Consider the following 22,350-nt stretch of genomic DNA (forward strand, 5'->3'; position numbering starts at 1 on the left):
AGACTCCCCTGCGCTGACTGGTTTCATGGCCCGTCGCCCAAACTCCCGCCACTCACTTCGTTCGTTGTGGTCAAACAGTGGGCGACAGTCAGTTCACGATCGCGCTTCGCGCGGGGCCATGAAACCAGCCAGCTCCGGCGCCCCCTCCTTATTGGCGCACCACAGCCTCCCCGCACCCGCCTTCTGCCACCGCCCTGCCTTGTGTGGGATGACAAGCGAACAAGTGGGGGTTGGGTTCCGGGCTGCACCCGGTCAGTGGTTGCTGTAGACCAGCAGCCGGCCCTTGTACGCCGCGTGGGTGGCATCCGCCACCTGCTGCAGCCGTTCCTCCTGCAGCGAGAACCCCATCCCCGCCATCTGGCGCGTGAAGGCTGCGCGGTTGCCGCGGTTCGGGTCGACGATCCAGACCTCGGCGCGCGCGCCGACGTGGCGGCCGATGAAGCCGGCCAGCAGGCCGCCGTCGTCGCGCTCGTAGAGGATGTCGCTGCCGATCACCAGGTCGAAGCGGCCGCTGATCGTCTGCTCGTCCTGCGGCACCGGCGGCAGCAGGTCGTCGGCGGATTCGGACCACTGCCCGTGCCGGTAGGCCATCGGCAGCAGGCCATTGAGCCGCAGGTTCTCGGCGAGGAAGCCGGCGGTGAGCGGATGGCAGTCGCTCGCGGTCACGTCGCTGCCGCGGCGGTGGCTGACCAGGCTCGCGAGCGCGAGGCCGCAGCCGATCTCGAGGATGCGCTCCTGCGGCACCATCGCACGCACCGCCATGCGCGCGGCAAGCTGCAGGCCCGACGGCCACAGCAGCCCGAACAGCGGCCAGGCCGCCGACGAGATGCCCTGCTGGAGCGCGAGGTGGTGGGGGTCGGAGAACTGCTGGCGGTCCAGCAACGAGCGAATCTGCAGGTCGGCAACGCCGTCGATGGCGATGTGCTCGTGTTTGACCAGATATCCAGGCATCGCGCAGTGTAGGCGCGATGCCTGGGACGCGCTTGTCAGCCCTCTTTCCGCAGCGACGGGAACAGGATCACGTCGCGGATGCTCGGGCTGTCGGTGATCAGCATCATCAGCCGGTCGATGCCGATGCCGCAGCCGCCGGTCGGCGGCATGCCGTACTCGAGTGCGCGGATGAAGTCGGCGTCGTAGAACATCGCCTCCTCGTCGCCGGCATCCTTGTTGGCCGCCTGCGCATGGAAGCGCGCCGCCTGGTCCTCGGCGTCGTTCAGCTCCGAGAAGCCGTTCGCGTACTCGCGGCCGGTCATGAAGAGCTCGAAGCGCTCGGTGATGCCGGGGTTGGCATCCGACGCACGCGCCAGCGGCGACACCTCGACCGGGTAGTCGATGATGAAGGTCGGGTGCCACAGCTTCTCCTCGACCACGGCCTCGAACAGCCCGAACTGCAGCTCCGGCAGCTTCCAGTGCGCCGGCGCTTCCTCGCCCGCCGCCTTCAGCTTCGCGCGCAGCACCTCGGCGTCGCCGGCCTCGGCCTCGCTCAGCCCGGCGTGCACCACCAGCGAATCGCGCACCGACAGGCGCGTGAACGGCTTGTCCAGGTCGACCGGCTTGCCGGCGTAGGTGATGCTGGCCGAGCCGGTGGCCTGCCGCGCCGCATGGCGCAGCACCTGCTCGGTGAAGTCCATCACGTCGTGGTGGTTCCACCAGGCCGCGTAGAACTCCATCATCGTGAACTCGGGGTTGTGCCGCACCGAGATGCCTTCGTTGCGGAAGTTGCGGTTCACCTCGAACACCCGCTCGAAGCCGCCGACGATCAGCCGCTTCAGGTACAGCTCGGGCGCGATGCGCAGGAACATCTGCTGGTCGAGCGCGTTGTGGTGCGTGGTGAACGGCTTGGCGTTCGCACCGCCCGGGATCGGGTGCAGCATCGGCGTCTCGACCTCCATGAAGCCGTGCTCGATCATGTAGTGCCGGATCGAGCCCAGCGCCTTGCTGCGGGCGACGAAGCGCGCACGCGCCTCCTCGTCGGTGATCAGGTCGACATAGCGCTGGCGGTACTTCTGCTCCTGGTCGGCCATGCCGTGGAACTTGTCCGGCAGCGGCCGCAGGCTCTTGGTCAGCAGGCGCAGCGTGGTCACGCGCACCGACAGCTCGCCGGTCTTGGTGCGGAACAGCGTGCCCTCGGCACCGAGGATGTCGCCCAGGTCCCAGTGCTTGAACGCGGCGTACACCTCGTCGCCCAGCGCGTCCTTCGTGACGAACAGCTGCAGGCGGCCGGTCGAGTCCTGCAAGGTCGCGAAGCTCGCCTTGCCCATCATCCGCTTGAGCATCATCCGCCCGCCCAGGCTCACGACGATGCCCTGCGGCTCCAGCTCCTCGTTCGGGATCTCGCCGTACTTGCGGACCAGGTCGAGCGCATGGTGCTTCGGCTTGAAGTCGTTCGGGAATGCGACGCGGCCCTGCTGGCGGATCGCGGACAGCTTCTCGCGGCGTTCGGCGATCAGCTTGTTTTCGTCTTCGGGCGGCTGGGGAGGAGGGGTATGGGTCATGTGGGGCTCGGAAAATGCGCCGCAATTTTAGGCGGGCCGCCCGGGATTCCCCGGCCCGGGTCGTCCAGGCCGAATAAAATCGCCCGTTTGCCTCGCGGGTGCCCCGCGTAGCGCCTGCCTTTCGAGAGCCCCCATGCCGACTCCCTCCATCATCCGTGACCGCAAGCTGCGCCTGGCGCTGGTGGGCTGCGGCCGCATCGCGCAGAACCACATCGCGGCGCTGAAGCAGCATGCCGACCGGGCCGAATGGGTCGCGGTCTGCGACAACCAGCCCGAACTGCTGGCCAAGGCCGTCGAGCTGACCGGCGCCCCGGGTTTCGCATCGCTCGATGCCTTGCTGGCGGGCAGTGACGCCGATCTCGTCGTGCTGGCCACGCCGAGCGGGCTGCACCCGCGCCAGGCGATCAAGGTCGCGCAGGCCGGCCGCCATGTGCTCAGCGAGAAGCCGATGGCCACCAAGTGGGACGAGGGTGTCGCGATGGTGCGGGCCTGCCGCGATGCCGGCGTCAAGCTGTTCGTCGTCAAGCAGAACCGGCTGAACGCCACGCTGCAGCTCGTCAAGCGCGCGGTCGACCAGGGCCGCTTCGGCAAGCTGGCGATGGTGGCGGTCAACGTGTTCTGGACCCGCCCGCAGGCCTACTACGACGCGGCGCCGTGGCGTGGCCGCTGGGACATGGACGGCGGCGCCTTCATGAACCAGGCGAGCCACTATGTCGACATGGTCGACTGGCTGGTCGGCCCGGTCGACAACGTGCACGCCTACACCGCGACGCTGTCGCGCAACATCGAGGCCGAGGACACCGGGGTGATGAGCCTGCGGCTGCGCAACGGCGCGCTGGCCTCGATCAACGTGACGATGCTGACGCACAACAAGAACTTCGAGGGCAGCATCACGATCCTCGGCGAGCGCGGCACGGTGCGCGTCGGCGGCGTCGCGGTCAACAAGATCGAGCACTGGGAGTTCGACACGCCGCACGAGGACGATGCCAAGGTCGCCGACGCGAGCTATGGCGTCAGCTCGGTCTACGGCCCCGGCCACCCGCTCTACTACGACAACGTGATCAAGACGCTGCGCGGCGAGGCGCATGCCGAGGTCGATGGCTACGAAGGCCTGCGCTCGCTCGAGGTGCTGATCGCCGGCTACCGCTCGGCACGCGACGGCGTGCGCGTCGGCCTGCCCTTGGTTTTTTGAACGGGACATTCTGATGATCCACGCCTCCGCCATCGTCGACGAAGGCGCGCAGCTCGGCGCCGGCACCCGGGTCTGGCATTTCGCGCATGTGTGCGCCGGCGCCCGCATCGGCGACGGCTGCTCGCTCGGGCAGGGTGTCTACGTCGGCAACGACGTCAACATCGGCCACAACGTGAAGATCCAGAACAACGTGTCGGTCTACGACGCGGTGACGCTCGAGGACGACGTGTTCTGCGGCCCGAGCATGGTCTTCACGAACGTCTACAACCCGCGCTCGGCCGTCACCCGCAAGAACGAGTACCGCCGCACGCTGGTGCGCCGCGGCGCGACGCTGGGCGCCAACTGCACGATCGTCTGCGGGCACACGGTCGGCCGCTATGCCTTCGTCGGTGCCGGTGCCGTCATCAACCGCGACGTGCCGGATTTCGCGCTGATGGTCGGCGTGCCGGCCCGCCAGGCCGGGTGGATGAGCCGGCACGGCGAGCGGCTCGAGCTGCCGCTCACCGGCGACGGCGAGGCCGCCTGCCCGGCGACCGGCGAGCGCTACGTGCTGCGCAATTCGGTGTGCCAACCTGCAGAGGAAGTATCCGCATGAGCTCGAAGCTCGAATTCGTCGACCTGAAGACGCAGTACGCCGCGCTGAAGGGCAGCATTGCCGAGCGCATGCAGCGCGTGCTCGACCACGGCCAGTACATCATGGGCCCGGAGGTCAAGGAGCTCGAGGTGCAGCTCGCCGCGTACACCGGCGCGCGCCACTGCATCACGGTCGCGAGCGGCACCGAGGCGCTGCTGATCGCGCTGATGGCGCTCGACCTGAAGCCCGGCGACGAGGTCGTCACGACGCCGTTCACCTTCGCCGCCACCGCCGAGATGATCGTGCTGCTGGGCGGCGTGCCGGTGTTCGCCGACATCGAACCCGACACCTGCAACATCGACGCCGCGCTGATCGAGGCGCGGATCACGCCGCGCACGCGGGCCATCATGCCGGTGAGCCTGTACGGCCAGGCCGCCGACATGGACGCGATCAACGCGATCGCGCAGCGCCACGGGCTGCCGGTGATCGAGGATGCGGCGCAGAGCTTCGGGGCGGACTACGCAGGCCTGGATGACGTCAAGCGCAAGAGCTGCAACCTGAGCACCTTCGGCTGCACCAGCTTCTTCCCGAGCAAGCCGCTCGGCTGCTACGGCGACGGCGGCGCGATCTTCACCAGCGACGACCGCCTCGCGCAGGCCTGCCGCGAGATCCGCGTGCACGGCCAGAGCGCGCGCTACACGCACACCCGCGTCGGTGTCGGCGGGCGCATGGACACGCTGCAGTGCGCGATCGTGCTGGCCAAGCTCGAGCGCTTCGAATGGGAAGTGCAGCAGCGCCTGGCGATCGGCGCGCGCTACAACGAGATGCTGGCCGGCAAGCTGCCGGTGGTGGCACAGCGCGCCGGCCGCACCAGCGTGTTCGCGCAGTACACGGTGTTCGTCGAGGACCGCGCCGCGGTGCAGGCGAAGCTGACGGCGCAGGGCATCCCGACCGCCGTGCACTACCCGCTGCCGATCAACCAGCAACCGGCCTACCGCGCCTGGCAGGTGCCGGGCGGCACGCCGCACGCCGAACGCGCCGCCGCGCGCGTGATGAGCCTGCCGATGAGCGCCGACCTGACCCCCGCCGACCAGGAGCGGGTGGTGCACGCCTTGCTCGCATGACGACAGCGGGCGCGGCCGGCGCAGGCTCGGCGCGGCATGTGCTGACGCTGCTGACGGGCACCGGCCTGGCACAGCTGATCGCGCTCGCCGCGAGCCCGCTGCTGTCGCGCCTGTTCGCGCCGGAAGACTTCGGCGTGTTCGCGCTGTTCCAGAGCGTGGTCGCGCTGCTGGCGATCCTCGCGACCGGCCGCTACGAGCTGGCCATCGTGCTGCCGGAGTCGGACGACGACGGCTGGCAACTGCTGCTGCTCGCGCTGGCGATCACGCTCGCGGTGACCGGGCTGTCGTTGCTCGTTGTTGCGCTCGGTGGCGGATGGATCGCGCAAGCCTCCGGTCACGCCGCGCTCGCGCCGTGGCTCTACCTGCTGCCGCTGAGCGTCGCGCTGACCGCCGTCGTCAACACGCTGGGCTGCTGGTCGAACCGCCGCCGGCAGTACACGCAACTGGCCGGCAACCGCGTCGTGCAAAGCGCGGGCGGCGTCGCGGCCACGGTCGGCCTGGGAGCAGCCGGCTGGGCCGCGCCGGGGCTGCTGCTGGGCGGCGCGCTCGGCCAGGCGATCGCGGCGGCGCTGCTGGGCTGGCAGGCGCGCGGCGATGCCCGGCCGGCGGATCGCCCGCGCCTGAAGGAACTCGCGAACCGGTACCGGAACTTCCCGCGCATCAACCTGCCGCATGCGCTGCTCGATGCGGTGCAGGCGAGCGCGTTGCTCGCGGTGATGGGCGCGGCGTTCGGCAGCCAGGTGCTCGGCTGGTATGCCTTCGCGCTGCGCATCGCGCGCACGCCGCTGGCGATGCTCGGTGCCTCGGTCGGGCAGGTCTTCCAGCAGCGCGCGGCGCAGTTGTGGAACGAGGGCGGCGACCTGGCGGGCCTGGCGCGCCGCACGACGTCGAAGCTCGCGCTGTTCGCGCTGCCGTTCATCGCGCTGATGCTGTTCGCGCCCGACCTGTTCGCGTGGGCCTTCGGCGCCGAATGGCGCGAGGCCGGCGCGCAGGCCCGGCTGCTGACGCCGTGGATGGTGCTGAGCTTCCTGACCTCGCCGCTGTCGCAGCTGCCGCTGGTGGTCGGGCAGCAGGGGCGGGCGCTCGCGTTCGGCGTGGCCTACCAGGTGTCGATGCTGCTGCCCTACGTGCTGGCCTGGGCATGGAAGTGGGACATCACGACAGCGCTCGCGCTGCAGTCCGGCGCGTCATCGGTGGTGCTGCTGGCGTACGGCGTGTGGCTGCACCGGCTCGCGGCGATGAGGCAAACCCCATGAGCAGTGCAGCCTTCTGGAGCCAGCGCGTGCGGCGCTACGGGCACACCGGCTGGTCCGATGCCGCCACCTACGCCTACGACCAGCGGCTGCGGCTGAAGGCCGTGAGCTGGCTGCTGAAGCCGATGGCCGCTGCGCTCGACTACGGCTGCGGTGTCGGCGATTTCTGCGCGCTGCTCGCCACCCGCGCGCAACGCGTCGTCGGGCACGACCTGTCGCGCGACGCACTGCTGCGCGCGGCGCGGCAGCATCCGTCGACCGCCATCCGCTACGAGCCGATCGCGCAGGCGGTGTGGTCGCAGCGCTACGACCTGATCCTCAGCATCACGGTGCTGCAGCACGTGGTCGACGACGGCGAACTGCAGGCCCTGTTGGAGCGCTGTGCCGACGCGCTGCAGCCGGACGGCCGGATGATCGTGCTGGAGACGCTGGCCGACGAGACGCGCGATGGCGGCTACCTGAAGCGCCGCACGCGCGCGGCGCTGGTCGACGCGTTCGCGCGGGCCGGGCTGACGCTGCAGTCGCGCCGCGGCTTCTACCACCCGACCGAGTGCCCGACCCCGGCCTTCGCCGCGTACCGCAAGCGTTTCGTGGTGCGCCTGCTGTCGCGGCTGGCGGGGTGGAAGCTGCCCGGTGCGCAGGCGATGCTGACGCGCATCGCGAATGCCGCGGCCGATGCCGACACCGAGTTCCTCGCGCAGCCGGCGTCGCCGACGCAGCTGTTCGTCTTCGTGCGGAGCGGTGCATGACGGCGCCGGTGCTGCTGGTCGGCAGCGCATCGATCCACGTCGCGCGGATGGCGCGCGGGCTGCTCGCCGCCGGCCAGCCGGTGGTGCTCGCGACGCACGGCGAGTTGAAGATCGACCCGCATCCGCTGCTGCTGGCGCGTGAACAGATCGACCTGTCGATCAAGCGGCTGGACGCGCCGTACCGCCTGCGCCGGCTGATCAAGCGCTGGGCGCCGCGCGTGTTGCACGCGCACCAGGCCAACAGCGTCGGTTGGCACGCCGCCCGTGCGGCACGCGGCACCGGCGTGCCGCTGGTGCTGACGCTGTGGGGCTCCGACGTGCTGACGCTGCCGTCGCGCAGCGCCTTCCACCGCTGGCTGGTGCGCAGCGCGCTGCGCGGTGCGCAGGCCTGGACGGCCGATGCGCAGGTGCTGCTCGCGGCCGCAGCTGCGCTGGCGCCCGAGGCCGCGGCGACGCTGCGCGAATGGATCCCGCTCGGCATCGACGAGCCGCCGGCGCTGCCGGGCGTGCAGGCCGAGCGGCGCCTCCTGTCGTGCCGGCTGCACAAGCCGCTGTACCGCATCGACGCGATCCTGCAGGCCTTTGCGCGGCTGCCGCAGCGTTGTGCCGGCTGGCAGCTGGAGGTCGCGGCCGCCGGCCCGCAGACCGACGAATTGCGCCGCATGGCCGACACGCTGGGCATCGCGGCGCGCGTCGAATTCACCGGCATGCTCGATGCGCAGTCGCTCGCGCGCAGCTACCGCCGTGCAGCCGTCTTCGTCAGCGTGCCGGAATCCGATGGCACCTCGGTGAGCCTGCTGGAGTCGCTGGCCGCCGGCTGCCTGCCGGTGCTGAGCGACCTGCCGGCCAACCGCGAATGGGTGACCGACGGCCACAACGGTTTGCTGGTGGTCGATCTCGCGCGCCTCGATGACGTGCTGCTGCGCGCGATCGACACCTGGGACACCGGCAGCTGGGCGCGCGGCGGGCAGCCGTTCAACCGCCAGCTGATCCGCGACAAGGCGATGTTCGAAGGCAACATCCGTCAATTCATCGCGCTGCATGCGCGCCTGGAAGGCCGAGCTCCATGATGCCGCGCATCGTTCACCTGACCACCGTGCACCCGCGCGACGACATCCGCATCTTCCACAAGGAATGCCGCTCGCTCGCGCGTGCCGGCTACGAGGTGATCCAGGTCGTCGGCGACGGACTCGGCGATGCACAGGTCGACGGCGTGCGCATCGTCGACATCGGCACGCCGCCGGCCGGCCGCCTCGCGCGCATGCGCCGCCAGCCGAAGCTCGCGTTGCAACGCGTGCTCGCCCTGCAGCCGGCGCTGGTGCACTTCCACGACCCGGAGCTGCTGCCGGTCGGCGCCGCGCTGGCACGCCGCGGCATCGTCGCGGTCTACGACGCGCACGAAGACGTGCCGCGCCAGATCCTGACCAAGCAATGGATTCCCGCGGCGCTGCGTGCGCCCTTGTCGTGGGCCTTCGAGCGCTACGAGAACTGGCGGGTACGGCAGCTGTCGGGCGTGGTCGGCGCCACGCCGCACATCACCGCGCGCTTCGCGCTGCTGGCGCGGCGCGCGGCCAACGTCAGCAACTTCCCGTTCCTCGACGAGCTCGCGGTGGCGGCTGCACCGCAGCCGCGCGGAAACATCGTCTGCTACGTCGGCGGCATCACGCGCACGCGCGGTGCGCGCGAGATGGTGCTGGCCTTGCCGCAGGTGCCGGGCGTGACGCTGCTGCTGTGCGGCCGCTTCGAGGATGCGGCGCTCGAGGCCGAGCTGCGCGCGCTGCCCGGTTGGGCGCAGGTGGACTACCGCGGCCAGGTCGGCCGGGCGCAGGTGCGCGACGTGATGGCGCGTTCGTTCGCCGGGCTGGTCACGCTGCAGCCGATGCCGAGCTACCTGGATTCGCTGCCGATCAAGATGTTCGAGTACATGTCGGCGCAGCTGCCGGTGATCGCGTCGAACTTTCCGCAGTGGCGCGAGATCGTCGAGGTGCACGGCTGCGGGCTGTGCGTGAACCCGCTCGACCCGAACGCGATCGCCGACGCGATCCGGCTGCTGCGCGATGCGCCGGACCGGGTGCGCGCGATGGGCGAATCGGGCCGGCGCGCGGTCGACGAGGTGTTCAACTGGCCGCAGGCCGAGCGGGCGCTGCTGGCCTTCTACGACGAGTTGCTGCGTTGAACATCCTGTTGATCAACCACTACGCGGGCTCGCCGCGCCACGGCATGGAGTTCCGGCCGTACTACCTGGCGCGCGAATGGGTGCGCGCCGGGCACCGGGTGCAGATCGTCGCGGCGTCGCAGTCGCACGTGCGCAGCCGGCAGCCGGAGGTCGGCGACACGCCCCTCGACGAGACGATCGATGGCATCGCCTACCGCTGGCTGCCGGCGCCGCGCTACGGCGGCAACGGCATCGGCCGGGTGCGCAACATTGCGGCCTTTCTGATGCGGCTGTGGCGCGAGACGCCGGCGCTGGTCGAGCGCTTCCGGCCCGACGTGGTGATCGCCTCCAGCACCTACCCGATGGACATGTGGGTGGCACGGCGCATCGCGCGGCGTGCGAAGGCGACGCTGGTGTTCGAGGTGCATGACCTGTGGCCGCTGTCGCCGATCGAGCTGTCGGGCATGTCGCCGCGGCATCCGTTCGCGCTGCTGTGCCAGAAGGCCGAGGACGATGCGTACCGCGATGCCGACGTCGTGGTCTCGATGCTGCCGAAGGTGGCCGGCCACATGGGTGCGCACGGGCTGGACCTGCGCAAGCTGCACATCGTGCCGAACGGCATCTCGCCGGACGACTGGGCCGGCGAGCCGGCGCCGCTGGATGCGGCCATCGCTTCGCACATCGCCGCGCAGAAGGCGCAGGGCCGCACCGTCGTCGGCTACGCGGGCTCGCACGGGCTGCCGAACGCACTCGACGTGATGCTCGATGCGGCGGCGCTGCTGCGCGACGAGCCGGTCTCGTTCGTGCTGGTCGGCGACGGCATGGAGAAGCCGCGCCTTGCGCAGCGCGTCGCGGACGAATCGCTGCGCCACGTCGCGCTGTTCCCGCCGGTGCCGAAGGCGCAGATCCCGGCGCTGCTGCGCGAGGTCGACATCGCCTACATCGGCTGGCAACGCACGCCGATCTACCGCTTCGGCATCGCGCCGAACAAGCTGATGGACTACATGATGGCCGGTTGTGCGGTGCTGCATTCGGTGGAAGCCGGCAACGACCCGGTGGCGGAGGCCGGCTGCGGCGTCACGGTGGCGCCGGAAGACGCCGCGGCGGTGGCGCAGGGCCTGCGCACGCTGGTGTCGGCGGGGGGTGCCGCGCGGCGCGAGATGGGCGGGCGCGGACGGCAGTTCGTCGTCGAGAACCACAGCTATCCGGTGCTGGCGCGGCGCTTCATCGACGCGCTGCCGGGGGGGCCGGCATGACGCACGAACCTGACCGTGTCGCGCAGCGCTACGCGCGCCGCCAGGTCGGCGACCGCTACAGCCTGCTGCGGTCCGAGGTGTGGCAGATGGTGCAGGAGCGGCAGCGCGCGATGCTGGGGCTGTTCGCGCGGCATGGTGTCACCGACCTGTCGGCGTTGCGGCTGCTGGAGGTCGGTTGCGGGCAGGGCGGCAACCTGCTGGAGCTGCTGCGGCTCGGCTTCGCGCCCGACCGGCTGAGCGGCATCGAACTGCTGCCCGAACGCCTCGCGCAGGCGCGGGCATGCCTGCCGTCGGCGGTGGCGCTGCACGAAGGCGATGCGGTGCAGGCACCGATCACCGATGCATCGCAGGACATCGTGTTCGCCGCGACGGTGTTCTCGTCGCTGCTCGACGACGCGTTCCAGCAGCAACTGGCCGCGGCGATGTGGCGCTGGGTGCGGCCGGGCGGCGCGGTGCTGTGGTACGACTTCACGGTCGACAACCCGCGCAACCCGGACGTGCGCGGCGTGCCGCTCGCCAGGCTGCGCGCGCTGTTCCCGCATGGGCGCATCGACCGGCGCCGCGTGACGCTTGCGCCGCCGATCGCGCGCGCGGTCGCACCGGTGCACCCCGCGCTCTACACTCTCTTCAACACCTTGCCGGCGCTGCGCACCCACGTGCTCGCCTGGATCGCCAAGCCTTGACCATGTCTGCCAACCTGCCGTTCCTCCCCTTCGCCCTGCCCGAGATCGGCGACGAAGAAATCGCCGAAGTCGTCGACACGCTGAAATCCGGCTGGGTCACGACCGGCCCGAAGACCCGGCGCTTCGAGGAAGACTTCACCGCCTTCCTCGGCGACCCGGACCTGCACTCGATGGCCGTCAACTCGGCCACCGCCGGCCTGCACCTCGCGCTCGAGGCGTTGGGCATCGGCCCGGGCGACGAGGTGATCACCACCACGCACACCTTCACCGCCACCGCCGAGGTGGTGCGCTACCTCGGCGCCGATGTCGTGCTGGTCGACATCGATCCGGCCACGCTGTGCATCGACGCGGCCGCGGTGGAAGCGGCGATCACGCCGCGCACCAAGGCCGTCATCCCGGTGCACTACGCCGGCCTGGGCGCCGACATGCCGGCGCTGCTGGCCGTCGCGAAGCGGCATGGCCTGAAGGTGGTCGAGGACGCGGCTCATGCATTGCCGACCACCGTGGGCGGGCAGCTCGTGGGCACGCTGGACTCCGACGTCACGGTGTTCAGCTTCTACGCCAACAAGACCATCACCACCGGCGAGGGTGGCATGGTCGTCACGCGCGATCCGGAGCTCGCGAAGCGCATCAAGGTGATGCGCCTGCACGGCATGAGCCGCGATGCGTTCGATCGCTTCACGGCCAAGGTGCCGAGCTGGTACTACGAGATCGTCGCGCCGGGCTTCAAGTACAACCTGACCGACATCGCGTCGGCGCTCGGCATCCACCAGCTGAAGCGGGCGCGCGACTTCCGCCGCCGCCGCGCCGAGATCGCGGCGCTCTACCACGCCGGCTTGGCGGGCCTGCCGTTGCGGCTCCCACCCGATGCGCAGGCCGGCGACGCCCACGCCTGGCACCTGTACGTGGTGCAGCTCGCCGACGGCGCGCGCATCGGCCGCGACGCGCTGATCGAGCGCCTGTACGCCGCCGGCATCGGCTGCAGCGTGCACTACATCCCGCTGCACTTGCAGCCGTACTGGCGCGACCGCTACCAGCTGTCCGCAGCGCAGTTCCCGCACAGCCAGAAGGCATTCGAGACCCTGGTCAGCCTGCCGATCTACACGCGAATGAACGATGCCGATGTCCAGCGGGTGGTGGATGCGGTGCATGCCGCGCTGAGCTGACAAGGTCGTGCTGAAGCGGACCATCGACATCGCGGCGTCGGCGCTGGGGCTGGCGCTTCTCGTGCCGGCCTTCGCGGTGATGGCGTTGCTGATCAAGCTCGATTCGCCGGGGCCGGTGTTCTTCCGGCAGGTGCGCGTCGGCCGGTTCGGCCGGCCGTTCCGCATCTTCAAGTTCCGCACGATGACCGTCGCCCCGCCGTCAGGCGCCGGTCCCGAGTTGACGGTGGCGGGCGATGCGCGCATCACCCGCGTCGGCCAGGTGCTGCGCAAGTACAAGCTCGATGAGTTGCCGCAGCTGATCGACGTGCTGCGCGGCACGATGAGCCTCGTGGGCCCGCGGCCCGAGGTGCCGCGCTACGTGGAGCACTACCCCGACGCATCGCGCGAGCGCGTGCTGAGCGTGCGCCCGGGCATCACCGATGCGGCATCGCTGCACTACCGCGACGAGAACGACCTGCTCGCGAAGGCGGCCGATCCCGAACGCGAGTACATCGAGGTCATCCTTCCTTCCAAGCTGCAGTACGCGCTCGAGTATGTCGACACCGCGACGGTCGGGACTGACCTGCGCGTGCTCGGCCTCACGCTGCGGACGGTGTTCGCACCGCCGCTGCGCTCAACCCGGAGTCTCCTGCTCATGAACGACAGCAAAGTGTGGGGCTGGCTGGACCGCCAGATGTCCGGCCTGGATCCGTGGCGCAAGTGGCTGGCGACGGCCGCGGACGGCATCGTGATCCTCGCCTGCTGGCATTTCACCTACCTGTTCCGGCTCGGCTTCGAGCGCTGGCAGCCGGGACGGCCTGTGTATGACGACTGGGTGGCCGCGGGCGTGGTGCTGGCTTACCTGGCCGGCCTGCAGCTGACGGGTGTGCGGCGCGGCCTGTGGCGCTTCTATGGCTTCGACGACTTCAAGCGCATTGCCGCCGCCTGCCTGCTGGCCGGCCTCGGCAGCGCCGTCGTCGTCATGATGGCGCAGCTGGTCGGCGTGCCGCGGGCGGTGCTGCTGTTGCATCCGCTCTTTGCGCTGCTGGCGCTCAGCCTGCTGCGCATGAGCTACCGGATGCTGGGCGAGCATGCGCAGGCACGCGTCAATGGCGCCGGAGGCGAGCCGCGCCACGCCATCGTGCTGGGTGCCGGCAATGCGGCGCGGCGCCTCATTGCCGGCATCCACTTGCGCGACGGCTGGAACGTGATCGGCCTGCTCGACGACGATCCGAACAAGCGGGGTCATCGTGTGGCGGGACTGCGCGTCCTCGGCAGCCTGGACGACCTCGCCCGTCCCCACATCCGTGCCAGTGCCACGCATGTGATCGTCGCGATGCCGGGTGCCACGGCGCAACAGCGGGAGCGGGCCATCGAGCTGGCACGGCGTACGGGATTGCAGGTCCTGACCGTGCCCAGCCACCATGAATTGCAACCCGAGCCGGTGGCGGGGCCGCAAACCTGATCAGCGCTGCTGCAGGGCAGCCGCCACTTCGCTGTTCACTTCGTCGGCCGAGCGGAATTCCGGAACCAGGTTGGTGATCTGGCGCAGCATGCCGTCGTGGTCATCGGCGTCGCATGCCGTGCGCAGCGAGTCGAGCATCTTGTCGAGCAGCGGCGAGTCGATGTAGCGCTCGCGTGCGCACAGGATGCGTGGGTGGCCGCTCGGCACGGTTTCGTTGCCGATCAGCAGTTCCTCGTACAGCTTCTCGCCGGGGCGCAGCCCGACGAACTTGATCTCGATGTCGCCGTCCGGTTGTTCGGCGGTGCGTTCGGTCCGGCCCGACAGCCGGATCATCGAACGGGCCAGGTCGGCGATGCGCACCGGTTCGCCCATGTCGAGCACGAACACCTCTCCGCCCCGGGCCATGGCACCCGCCTGGATCACCAGCTGCGCGGCTTCCGGGATCAGCATGAAGTAGCGAATGATGTCCGGGTGCGTGATCGTGACCGGGCCGCCAGCGTGGATCTGCCGCTTGAACAACGGCACGACCGAACCCGATGAGCCCAGCACGTTGCCGAAGCGGACCATCGAGAACACGGTGCGGCCGCCGCGCTGGGCGCCCGCCTGGAAGATCAGCTCGGCGGCGCGCTTGGAGGCTCCCATCACGTTGGTCGGCCGCACTGCCTTGTCGGTGGAGATCAGCACGCAGGTCTCGACCTCGGCCGCCAGCGCCGCCTTGCACACCATCCTCGTGCCGAAGACGTTGTTGCGCAAGCCCTGCTGGACGTTGCTCTCGACCAGCGGAACGTGCTTGTACGCTGCAGCGTGGTAGACCGTCTGCACGCCGTGGCGGCGCATGGTGGCGAGCATCAGCGATTCGTCGAGCACCGAGCCCAGGCAGGGGATGATTTCCACGCCACCGGTGGACGCCGAATGGCGCAACTCGTGCTCGATCGAATAGAGCGCGAACTCGGAATGGTCCAGCAGGACCAGTCGCGCGGGCTTCTGCGAGAGGATCTGGCGGCACAGCTCGCTGCCGATGGAGCCGCCGGCGCCGGTGACCAGCACGGTCTTGCCGGCGATGTTGCGGGCGAACAGGTCGGGTTGTGGCGGAACGGGGTCGCGCCCGAGCAGGTCGGCCACGTCGAGTTCGCGAATGTCCGAGACCTCGGCCTGGCCGTTGACCAGCTCGACCAGCCCCGGCAGCATCTTGATCGGCAGGCCGACCCTTTCCAGGCCCTTGATCATGTCGCGCTTGCGCGACGAGGTGACCGAGGGCATCGCCAGCACGATCAATGCAGCGTCGTGGCGCTCCACGGCACGGTCCAGCGCCGAGGGGGCATAGACGCGCAGTCCCGCGACCGTCTTGTGGTGCAGGTCGATGCGGTCGTCCAGGAAGCAGACGGCGCGGTATTCGGTGCTGAACTGCATCGCCTGCGCGAGCTGCACGCCGGCGTCGCCGGCGCCGTAGATGATGGTGTGCAGGCGCGGGCGCCCCGGGTTCTTCAGCCCCTGCCGAAGCAGCTGGCGGGCAATGAAGCGTGATGTGATCACGTAGGTGAACGCCACGAACCAGTAGATCAGCAGCGCCGAGCGGGGCAGCACGTGCACGTTCATCAGCAGCGCCAGGCTGAACACCCCGAGCACGACGAGGGCCAGCGAGCCGCTGGCCGCTGCCACGACGCGAAGGTCGATGTAGCGAACCACCGTGCGGTACAGGCCTGCGACGCCCAGCACCGGCAAGGTCAGCAGCCCCAGCACGATCTGGATTGCTGGCACGGTATCCAGCGCCGAGGACACCGAGCCGAGCCGGAAGGACACCGACGCGAGCACGCACAGCGGCAGGAAGACGGCGTCGCTGCCAATCATCATCGCCAGCTTGGCGCGCGGCGGGAGTTTGGCGAGCCAGAGGCCCAGTCGGCTTCGGATCATGCGATTCAACCCCGCTGGGATCTGTCGGCTGCGACGGTGATGCCGGCCGGCACCTTCTGGCCCGGGCCCAGCGTGCAGCCTTCCTGGAGCCAGGCTTCGTCGCCGAGTTCGGCTCCGCCTGCCATGCAGGCGCCGATGCCCACATGAGCAAAGTCACCGAGCCGTGCGTCGTGGTCGATGATGGCTCCGGCGTTGACGATGACGCCGTCGCCGACATGTGCATCGCATCCGATGACGGCATTGGCCATGATGGTCACACCGGCGCCGATGAAGGCGCGCGGCGACACCACGGCACGCGGGTGGATCACGCCGGCGGCCGTGAATCCGGCGGCCAGCGCCTGCTGGAACGCCCGGCGCCGGGCGGCGTTATTGCCGATGGCGATCACGACCGCATCCGCCTGCTCGCGCAGACGGATCAGATCGGCGAGCCTGCCAAGCACCGGCTCATCCCACACCTGCTGCAGGTCGGGCCAGCGGTCGTCGAGAAAGCCGACCGGCCGCTGCTGCGCGCACAGCAGCGCGTCCGCGACCGAGCGGCCATATCCCCCTGCGCCCACGATCAACACACGAGCCATGGTCAGACGTCCTGTTCGGCGCGCACGCCGGCCTTGTAGCGAAAGGCCAGCCACACCAGCGGTGCATAGGCCACGATGGTGGCAGCGACGCCGTCCACCAGCCGCCAGGCGACCAGCAGCGCAATCGGCAGCAGCCACAACAGATTCACGGCAGCGAAGGCCAGCGTCACTCGCTGATGCGAACGGTGCTTGCGCGATGCATATTGATAGGCATGGCTGCGATGGGCTTCGGAGAATCGCTCGCCGCGCCGCACCCGTCGCACCAGCGTCGTCGTGGCGTCGACCATGAAGCCCCCCAGCAGGATGAACCAGCACCAGAACACCTGCGTGGCCTGCTGCGCCGTCCAGAGGGAGAGCAGGGCCAGCACCAGGCCGATGAAGCCGCTGCCCGAGTCGCCCATGAAGATCTTCGCCGGCGGGTAGTTCCAGGCGAGGAAGCCTGCAACGCAGGCGGCGAACGCGACGGGAACGAACCAGTGGGGCGTTGCGGTGGCAATCCACCAGCATGCAGCACCACCGAGCGAGACGGTGATGGCTTCGACGCTCGCGATGCCGTCGATGCCGTCCATGAAGTTGCAGAGGTTGATCATCCAGACCACGTAGGTGACCGCCAGGGCGAGGCCGAACCATCCGAGGTTCACCGACAGGCCGAAGATGGGCACGGGCGGTATGCCTCTCAGCACAATCAGGACCCAGGTGCCCGCCGCCGCATGGATGAGGAAGCGCCAGCGCGCGGGGATCGACTTGCGGTCGTCGATGAAGCCCACGATGGCGACGGCGAGGCCGCTGCCCAGCGCCGCGGCGGCAAAGTCCGCCGGAACGTGTCCGGCGAGCCAGAGGAGGGCCACCAGCGCGAGAAAGGACCCGACGATGGCGACCCCGCCCCCACGCGGCGTGGGGATGGTGTGGGAACTGCGGGCATTCGGATGGTCGAGCAGGTCGGCATCCAGGGCGTACTTGCGCGCACGCTCGGTGGTGACCCAGGAGGCGACCAGGCCCAGCAGCAGACACAGGATGATCATGGAATTGAGGAGGGGGAGGCTTGCGCGTAGCGCAGGAGTTTAGTGGCTTGTGCCGCGGGTGCCATCCGACATGGCGGGAGGTCGGGTGTCGGGTCGCCGCGCTCGCGCCTGTTCCTGTGCGGCAAGCAACTGAAGTGCCCAACCCTCGCACGAGTACGACTGCCGAAGCGAATCCTCGACGGGCTCGAACGGCACGCCGAGGAACGCGTCGTCGATCGCCGGCGCGGATCGCGAGATCAGCAGCACGCGCGAGGGATGGAACAGGTCGCTCTCGAGAATATGGCGATTGGTGGTGATGAGCTTCTTGCCGGCGAGCAAGGTCTCGATGGTGCGCATGGTGAGGCCGCGCTGGCGGGGATGTTCGACGTCGAGCACGGCACACGACTGCGCGACGACGGAGCGCACCTGCGCCGGCGCCATCGCCCGGGTCGACAGCTCGCCGCGCGCCGCACGCCACATGGCCGGGGAGCGAAGCCGCGCCACGACGGACTGGAGCGTGCTGGGAAAGAAGCCGAAGACGAACGCGCGCGCGGCGTCCTTCATGGACTGACGCACCCGGTTGACGACCCGGTAGCGATCGGAATGCAGTGTGCCGATGAAGCACCAGTCGAAGAGGTAGCCGGAAGCGGGTGTGGCGATCGGTGCCGTGTTCTTCGCGAACAGCGGGCGGTGATTCCAGCCGTGGCGCTGCGCGTCCTGCGGGTCGAACGTGGCAACGCTGTCGAAGCTGCCCAGCAAGGCCGGGGCTCCCGGGACGTTCTCCAGGCCATCCCACAGGTAGAAACCCATCGAGGCGCCGGGAAACCGTTGCCGCATCTGCTGCACGACGTGCGTCGTCAGGCCCTCGCCCTTGATGACCAGCACATGGGAGATCGACCGCGGATCGAGCGCATCGAGGCGGCGCAGGAAGTGCCGCTGGGACACCTTGCGGGTCCAGCCCGGCAGCAGCCGCAACAGGATCTTGTGGAGCGTGCCGTCGCTTGCGCGCTCGTTCCACCAGGTCACCTCATAGCCCAGGCCGCGCAGCGTGTCGCAGATGATCTGGTGGTAGTTGAATGTCAGCGGCGATACGAGCAGCACATGCCCTCGACGCGGGCTTGCTGCCGGCACGTTGGCGGTCTGGTTCATGGTTCGGCAGGGCCTTTCGGTCCGACGATGCGCGCCGGCACGCCGACCGCCAGTGCGCCTGCCGGAACGTCGGCCAGGACCACGGCGTTGGCGCCCACTGTGCAACCCTGCCCCAGGGTCACCGGGCCGAGCACTTTCGCGCCCGCCGCCAGCGTGACGTCGTCCTCGACGAGCGGGCGCTTGGCGGCATCGAAATGGAAATCGGCCTCGCGCGCGCCCAGCGTCACTTGTTGGAAGATGGTGACGCGGTCGCCGATGCGTGCAGCGCCGAGGACGGTGCCGTAGGTGTGGGCGATCACCAGCCCGGGGCCGATCGGCAGGCGTGCCGGGACCTCGAGCCCGAACAGCACGGCGTTCAGCAGGCCGGGCAGCTTGGCCAGGCGGGGCCAGCCGCCGGCCCACAAGGCCTGGCCGGTGCGCAGCAGCCAGACGGGGGCGAAGCGCGGCGAGAAGGCACTCGACCAGCGCCGCGCGCGGCCGGGCTGGCCGCTCAGGGCACACAGACGTGCCCAGTCGGCATCGAGCAGCTCGTTGCGTGTCATGGATTGCTGAGTCCCTTTTCGCGCAGCACTGCGGTGGCGGCCTCCAGCTGATCGACGTGCACGGGCTGCGTGCGGGCCCAGTTGCAGAAGCGGGTCAGGCCTTCGTCCAGACTGACCGTGGGCCGCAGGCCGAGCAGGGATTCCAGCCGGGTCAGGTCGGCATAGCAGTGGCGGATGTCGCCGACGCGGTACTGGCCGGTGATCCGCGTGCGCGCGTCGAAGCCGGAAACCCTGCGCAGCGTCTCGCTGAGGGCCAGCACCGAGGTCGGCACGCCGGCGCCCACGTTGATGACGGCGTTGTTCGGCAGGTCGGCCTCGATCGAACGATGCAGTGCGTGCACCACGTCGTCGACGTGCACGAAGTCGCGCGACTCGTGGCCGTCTTCGTAGATCGGGATGTCCAGGCCCTGGCGGATGCGGTTGAAGAAGATGGAGATGATGCCGGTGTACGGATTGCGCAGAGACTGGCCTTCGCCGTAGACGTTCTGGAAGCGCAGGATCGTGGTCTTCAGGCCGACGGACAGCGAGGCGGTGCGCACGAGCATCTCCTGCGCCATCTTGGTGGCCGCGTACACCGAGCCGGGGGCCGGCGGCAGCGTCTCCGGCGTGGGGATCGCGTGCAGTGCGCGGCCTGCATCGTCGGTGAGTTCCCAGCGCGCCTGGGCGAGTTGCTCCTTGCCGCGCGTCTCGGGCTGCAGCACGACGCCGGGCTGCGCATCGCTGCGGTAGGCCCCTTCGCCGTAGATGCTGCGGCTGGAAGCCAACACCAGGCGCGTCGGCCGGCGCGTGCACTTGGCGATGGCCTCGAACAGGGCTGCCGTCCCCAGCTCGTTCACGCCGACGTAGTGGCGGATCTGGTACATCGACTGCGCGGTACCGGTTTCGGCGGCGAGGTGGTAGACGCTGTCCACGCCTTCCAGCAGCTGTGCATTCTCGGCAATGTCGCGCACGTCGAGACGGACGAAGCGGGCGCCGTCCGGGACCTGCACGTTGGGCAGGTCGCCGTGGATCTGCGTCGACAGCGGGTCGAGCAGCGTGACGTCATGGCCCGCGGACAGCAGCCGGCGCGCGAGGGTGGTGCCGATGAAGCCGAGGCCGCCGGTGATGAGGATCTTTTGCATGGGTCGTGGTCGTGTGGGTTGGCTCGCAGGTCAGAGCTTGTCGCGCGGCATGAAGCGCTTTTCGGGCGCCCCGAGCAGCAGGTCGATCAGGAGCTGCTTTGCCCGGACCAGCCAGCCCCAGGGCTTGCCGTAGGCGGCGGCGACGATGGCGGGAAAATCCTTGCGGAACACCAGGTCGGGGCGCACCGAGGAGATGCCGCCGGCGGAGAAGTACGCGACCATCTCCTGCGACACCCCGAAGCGCAGCGCGCGATTGGAGACGATGTCGATGTTCAGCTTGTGGTCCGCCTGCATGCGGTAGCGGACCTCGTAGCGGTGCTCGAGCAGGTGGCTGCACCGATAGAAGATGCCCTGGTGGCACCAGTTGGCAAGGATGAGCGAGGTCCGCCGCGTCGACGGGCGCTGCACGCCGGTGGCCTGCATGTAGCAGGTGGCGGCGTAGAGGTGGTAGGGCTCGGGCGCTGCCGCGAGGTGGGCGATGACGCTGTCCATGCCGGGCAGCGCGATGTCGTCCACGCCGAAGAAGAGCAGGTAGGTTCCGTCCGCTGCGCCGATGCCGGCGTTGTAGGCGGCATAGACGCCTTCGGCCGGCACCTGCAGGCGCTTCACGTCGGCGAAGGCGGCGAGGGATGCGGGTTCGAGCCTGGCCGGTTCGCCACTCTCGACGAGGACGATCTGAATGCGGTGCGCGTGCGCCAAGGCCGAGAAGGAAGCGAGGCACAGCGCGAACGGTGCGGCGGGCGGGTCCTTGGCGGCAATGACGAGTGATAGAAGGTACTTATCCAAGTTGTCGCCTGGGGGTGGCTCCGTAGAGCGGGATGGTGGTGAGCAGCAGCAGGATGTAGATGGTGATGTCCTGCATGATCAGATTGAAGTCCTGGGACGCGCCGGCCAGGGACACCAGGAAGAACGGGTAGAAGATGGCGAGGTGCGTTGGCCGCGACAGCGTGCGTCGGAACACTGCAAGCAGCAGGCCGAGGTAGGCAACCACCACAATGGCGCAAAGCAAGATGCGCTCGTCGGGGAAATTGCACAACGCATAGGCGGACAGCCGGGCATTCGGGCCGGTGAAGGTGTTGATCCCGACCGTCTCGATCATCAGGGCGAATCCGAACAGCGTGTCGATGTTGTTCGCCGATGCGTCCCCGGCGAGCCGCGCCCAGCCGCGGTGCATGCTGGCGAAGGTCGAGACGTTCTCGCAGGCGGCGGTCGGCCGCTCTGAGAAGTAGGTCATGATCGTCGCTTCGCCGAAGAGGAAGAAGCGGTCCGAGACGTCGCCGGCCGACACGTCCAGCCGCGTCAGGGCCAGTGCCACCATCGCGCCCACGAAGACCGACAGCTTGAGTTTGTCGGCTCCGCGGATCTGCATGCGCGGGGCGATGGACAGGTCACGCAGCGCGAGGAAGGCGGTGAACAGACTGAACGCGAACGAGGCCTTGGACCCGGTCAGGACATTGCCGATGACGGCGGTGACCAGCAGCAGGTAGCCCAGGCCGCGCCGTCGCGGGTTCAGCAGCAGGATGAACACGCCGAGGTAGGACAGGGGCGTGGCCAGCTGGATGAATGGCTTGAGCAGCGAGAACCAGGCGCCGGTCATGTACTGGATGCGCGAGCTGCCGTCCGTGGGCGTCGCCACGTAGTTGAAGATCGCGATCAGCACCATGAAGGCGACGAACGGTCGCGCAAACGGGCCGTCGAAGAAGCGATTCAGCGCGTCGATCACCCGCACCCGGTTGCGGATGAGGCGGCCGTAGACGGCATACATCGCGGCCAGGAAGGCGAACTCGACGGCGAAGAAGTGGATGCCGCGCTCCACCGGGATCGCGTCCGTGCTCAGCCCGGCGATGACGGTCGTGGCGTTGAAGAAGAGCGTGATCTGCGAGAACAGCAGGCCGTTGAGCAGCTTCACACCGAACAGCTTCGGCGTGACGATGATCCCCACCACCGTGATCGCCAGCAG

21 protein-coding genes and 1 pseudogene are annotated in these 22,350 nt (G+C 69.3%); 12 read left to right on the top strand and 10 right to left on the bottom strand.

Annotated elements, in window-relative coordinates; genetic code table 11:
* Nucleotides 1–252 precede the first annotated feature (252 nt).
* Both AC1D1T_RS07060 and lysS read right to left on the bottom strand, forming a co-directional pair.
* Entirely contained in the window at nucleotides 253–951 is a 699-nt protein-coding gene (locus AC1D1T_RS07060) for a class I SAM-dependent methyltransferase (protein WP_477826275.1), read from the bottom strand.
* Between the two features lie 35 nt (nucleotides 952–986).
* The gene (gene lysS, locus AC1D1T_RS07065) at nucleotides 987–2,495 is read right to left on the bottom strand and encodes a lysine--tRNA ligase (protein ID WP_477826274.1); all 1,509 of its coding nucleotides are present in this window, start codon (nucleotides 2,493–2,495) and stop codon (nucleotides 987–989) included.
* Between the two features lie 133 nt (nucleotides 2,496–2,628).
* Here lysS and AC1D1T_RS07070 point away from each other — a divergent pair, with 133 nt between their 5' ends.
* The 12 genes and pseudogenes from AC1D1T_RS07070 (at nucleotide 2,629) to AC1D1T_RS07125 (ending at nucleotide 14,091) form a co-directional block, all read left to right on the top strand.
* On the top strand, nucleotides 2,629–3,687 hold the full coding sequence (locus tag AC1D1T_RS07070) for a Gfo/Idh/MocA family protein (RefSeq protein WP_477826273.1): 1,059 nt from the start codon (nucleotides 2,629–2,631) through the stop codon (nucleotides 3,685–3,687).
* 10 nt (nucleotides 3,688–3,697) lie between these two features.
* A complete protein-coding gene (locus AC1D1T_RS07075) occupies nucleotides 3,698–4,282 on the top strand; it encodes an acyltransferase (RefSeq protein ID WP_047499801.1) in 585 nt (194 codons plus the stop codon).
* The gene (locus tag AC1D1T_RS07080) at nucleotides 4,279–5,385 is read left to right on the top strand and encodes a DegT/DnrJ/EryC1/StrS family aminotransferase (RefSeq protein WP_477826272.1); all 1,107 of its coding nucleotides are present in this window, start codon (nucleotides 4,279–4,281) and stop codon (nucleotides 5,383–5,385) included. The genes AC1D1T_RS07075 and AC1D1T_RS07080 overlap by 4 nt, the downstream gene beginning before the upstream one ends.
* Complete coding sequence (locus tag AC1D1T_RS07085; protein WP_477991683.1) at nucleotides 5,382–6,641, top strand: lipopolysaccharide biosynthesis protein; 1,260 nt, start codon at nucleotides 5,382–5,384, stop codon at nucleotides 6,639–6,641. Before AC1D1T_RS07080 ends, AC1D1T_RS07085 begins: the two co-directional genes overlap by 4 nt.
* Nucleotides 6,638–7,387: a class I SAM-dependent methyltransferase gene (locus AC1D1T_RS07090; RefSeq protein WP_047499804.1), complete on the top strand. Its 750-nt coding sequence runs from the start codon at nucleotides 6,638–6,640 to the stop codon at nucleotides 7,385–7,387. Before AC1D1T_RS07085 ends, AC1D1T_RS07090 begins: the two co-directional genes overlap by 4 nt.
* On the top strand, nucleotides 7,384–8,457 hold the full coding sequence (locus tag AC1D1T_RS07095) for a glycosyltransferase (protein WP_477991684.1): 1,074 nt from the start codon (nucleotides 7,384–7,386) through the stop codon (nucleotides 8,455–8,457). The genes AC1D1T_RS07090 and AC1D1T_RS07095 overlap by 4 nt, the downstream gene beginning before the upstream one ends.
* Nucleotides 8,457–9,563, top strand: a complete 1,107-nt coding sequence (locus AC1D1T_RS07100; RefSeq protein WP_477991685.1) for a glycosyltransferase family 4 protein — start codon at nucleotides 8,457–8,459, stop codon at nucleotides 9,561–9,563. The genes AC1D1T_RS07095 and AC1D1T_RS07100 overlap by 1 nt, the downstream gene beginning before the upstream one ends.
* Complete coding sequence (locus AC1D1T_RS07105) at nucleotides 9,560–10,798, top strand: glycosyltransferase family 4 protein (protein WP_477991686.1); 1,239 nt, start codon at nucleotides 9,560–9,562, stop codon at nucleotides 10,796–10,798. The genes AC1D1T_RS07100 and AC1D1T_RS07105 overlap by 4 nt, the downstream gene beginning before the upstream one ends.
* The gene (locus tag AC1D1T_RS07110; RefSeq protein WP_477826531.1) at nucleotides 10,795–11,481 is read left to right on the top strand and encodes a class I SAM-dependent methyltransferase; all 687 of its coding nucleotides are present in this window, start codon (nucleotides 10,795–10,797) and stop codon (nucleotides 11,479–11,481) included. Before AC1D1T_RS07105 ends, AC1D1T_RS07110 begins: the two co-directional genes overlap by 4 nt.
* 2 nt (nucleotides 11,482–11,483) lie before the next feature.
* Complete coding sequence (locus AC1D1T_RS07115) at nucleotides 11,484–12,647, top strand: DegT/DnrJ/EryC1/StrS family aminotransferase (RefSeq protein WP_477826532.1); 1,164 nt, start codon at nucleotides 11,484–11,486, stop codon at nucleotides 12,645–12,647.
* A gap of 7 nt (nucleotides 12,648–12,654) precedes the next feature.
* Nucleotides 12,655–13,242: pseudogene (locus AC1D1T_RS07120) on the top strand (sugar transferase); the annotation flags it as partial.
* A gap of 78 nt (nucleotides 13,243–13,320) precedes the next feature.
* On the top strand, nucleotides 13,321–14,091 hold the full coding sequence (locus AC1D1T_RS07125) for a nucleoside-diphosphate sugar epimerase/dehydratase (RefSeq protein WP_477826535.1): 771 nt from the start codon (nucleotides 13,321–13,323) through the stop codon (nucleotides 14,089–14,091).
* Here AC1D1T_RS07125 and AC1D1T_RS07130 read toward each other — a convergent pair whose 3' ends face one another.
* From AC1D1T_RS07130 to AC1D1T_RS07165, 8 genes are read right to left on the bottom strand one after another with little or no spacing between them, the layout of a single operon-like run.
* On the bottom strand, nucleotides 14,092–16,002 hold the full coding sequence (locus AC1D1T_RS07130) for a polysaccharide biosynthesis protein (RefSeq protein WP_477991687.1): 1,911 nt from the start codon (nucleotides 16,000–16,002) through the stop codon (nucleotides 14,092–14,094).
* A gap of 5 nt (nucleotides 16,003–16,007) precedes the next feature.
* On the bottom strand, nucleotides 16,008–16,577 hold the full coding sequence (locus AC1D1T_RS07135) for a NeuD/PglB/VioB family sugar acetyltransferase (RefSeq protein WP_477826534.1): 570 nt from the start codon (nucleotides 16,575–16,577) through the stop codon (nucleotides 16,008–16,010).
* A gap of 2 nt (nucleotides 16,578–16,579) precedes the next feature.
* Nucleotides 16,580–17,599, bottom strand: coding sequence for an MraY family glycosyltransferase (locus tag AC1D1T_RS07140; protein WP_477991688.1), 1,020 nt, complete (start codon nucleotides 17,597–17,599; stop codon nucleotides 16,580–16,582).
* 39 nt (nucleotides 17,600–17,638) lie between these two features.
* Nucleotides 17,639–18,727, bottom strand: a complete 1,089-nt coding sequence (locus AC1D1T_RS07145) for a WaaS/CpsH family glycosyltransferase (RefSeq protein WP_477827863.1) — start codon at nucleotides 18,725–18,727, stop codon at nucleotides 17,639–17,641.
* Nucleotides 18,724–19,269 carry a serine O-acetyltransferase gene (locus tag AC1D1T_RS07150; protein WP_477827862.1) on the bottom strand — a complete coding sequence of 182 codons (546 nt, stop codon included), beginning with the start codon at nucleotides 19,267–19,269 and terminating at the stop codon, nucleotides 18,724–18,726. Before AC1D1T_RS07150 ends, AC1D1T_RS07145 begins: the two co-directional genes overlap by 4 nt.
* Nucleotides 19,266–20,390, bottom strand: coding sequence for an NAD-dependent epimerase/dehydratase family protein (locus AC1D1T_RS07155; RefSeq protein ID WP_477991689.1), 1,125 nt, complete (start codon nucleotides 20,388–20,390; stop codon nucleotides 19,266–19,268). The genes AC1D1T_RS07150 and AC1D1T_RS07155 overlap by 4 nt, the downstream gene beginning before the upstream one ends.
* Before the next feature lie 30 nt (nucleotides 20,391–20,420).
* Nucleotides 20,421–21,176: a glycosyltransferase family 2 protein gene (locus AC1D1T_RS07160; protein WP_477825215.1), complete on the bottom strand. Its 756-nt coding sequence runs from the start codon at nucleotides 21,174–21,176 to the stop codon at nucleotides 20,421–20,423.
* Nucleotides 21,169–22,335: a hypothetical protein gene (locus tag AC1D1T_RS07165; RefSeq protein WP_477825216.1), complete on the bottom strand. Its 1,167-nt coding sequence runs from the start codon at nucleotides 22,333–22,335 to the stop codon at nucleotides 21,169–21,171. The genes AC1D1T_RS07160 and AC1D1T_RS07165 overlap by 8 nt, the downstream gene beginning before the upstream one ends.
* Nucleotides 22,336–22,350: the final 15 nt, after the last annotated feature.

Source organism: Rhizobacter sp. P2_H3, from assembly GCF_056403355.1.

Coding starts and splice junctions, on each gene's coding strand:
- AC1D1T_RS07060 (WP_477826275.1), bottom strand. CDS start 951: ATGCCTGGATATCTGGTCAAACACGAGCACATCGCCATCGACGGCGTT.
- lysS (WP_477826274.1), bottom strand. CDS start 2,495: ATGACCCATACCCCTCCTCCCCAGCCGCCCGAAGACGAAAACAAGCTG.
- AC1D1T_RS07070 (WP_477826273.1), top strand. CDS start 2,629: ATGCCGACTCCCTCCATCATCCGTGACCGCAAGCTGCGCCTGGCGCTG.
- AC1D1T_RS07080 (WP_477826272.1), top strand. CDS start 4,279: ATGAGCTCGAAGCTCGAATTCGTCGACCTGAAGACGCAGTACGCCGCG.
- AC1D1T_RS07085 (WP_477991683.1), top strand. CDS start 5,382: ATGACGACAGCGGGCGCGGCCGGCGCAGGCTCGGCGCGGCATGTGCTG.
- AC1D1T_RS07090 (WP_047499804.1), top strand. CDS start 6,638: ATGAGCAGTGCAGCCTTCTGGAGCCAGCGCGTGCGGCGCTACGGGCAC.
- AC1D1T_RS07095 (WP_477991684.1), top strand. CDS start 7,384: ATGACGGCGCCGGTGCTGCTGGTCGGCAGCGCATCGATCCACGTCGCG.
- AC1D1T_RS07100 (WP_477991685.1), top strand. CDS start 8,457: ATGCCGCGCATCGTTCACCTGACCACCGTGCACCCGCGCGACGACATC.
- AC1D1T_RS07110 (WP_477826531.1), top strand. CDS start 10,795: ATGACGCACGAACCTGACCGTGTCGCGCAGCGCTACGCGCGCCGCCAG.
- AC1D1T_RS07115 (WP_477826532.1), top strand. CDS start 11,484: ATGTCTGCCAACCTGCCGTTCCTCCCCTTCGCCCTGCCCGAGATCGGC.
- AC1D1T_RS07125 (WP_477826535.1), top strand. CDS start 13,321: ATGTCCGGCCTGGATCCGTGGCGCAAGTGGCTGGCGACGGCCGCGGAC.
- AC1D1T_RS07130 (WP_477991687.1), bottom strand. CDS start 16,002: ATGATCCGAAGCCGACTGGGCCTCTGGCTCGCCAAACTCCCGCCGCGC.
- AC1D1T_RS07135 (WP_477826534.1), bottom strand. CDS start 16,577: ATGGCTCGTGTGTTGATCGTGGGCGCAGGGGGATATGGCCGCTCGGTC.
- AC1D1T_RS07140 (WP_477991688.1), bottom strand. CDS start 17,599: ATGATCATCCTGTGTCTGCTGCTGGGCCTGGTCGCCTCCTGGGTCACC.
- AC1D1T_RS07145 (WP_477827863.1), bottom strand. CDS start 18,727: ATGAACCAGACCGCCAACGTGCCGGCAGCAAGCCCGCGTCGAGGGCAT.
- AC1D1T_RS07150 (WP_477827862.1), bottom strand. CDS start 19,269: ATGACACGCAACGAGCTGCTCGATGCCGACTGGGCACGTCTGTGTGCC.
- AC1D1T_RS07155 (WP_477991689.1), bottom strand. CDS start 20,390: ATGCAAAAGATCCTCATCACCGGCGGCCTCGGCTTCATCGGCACCACC.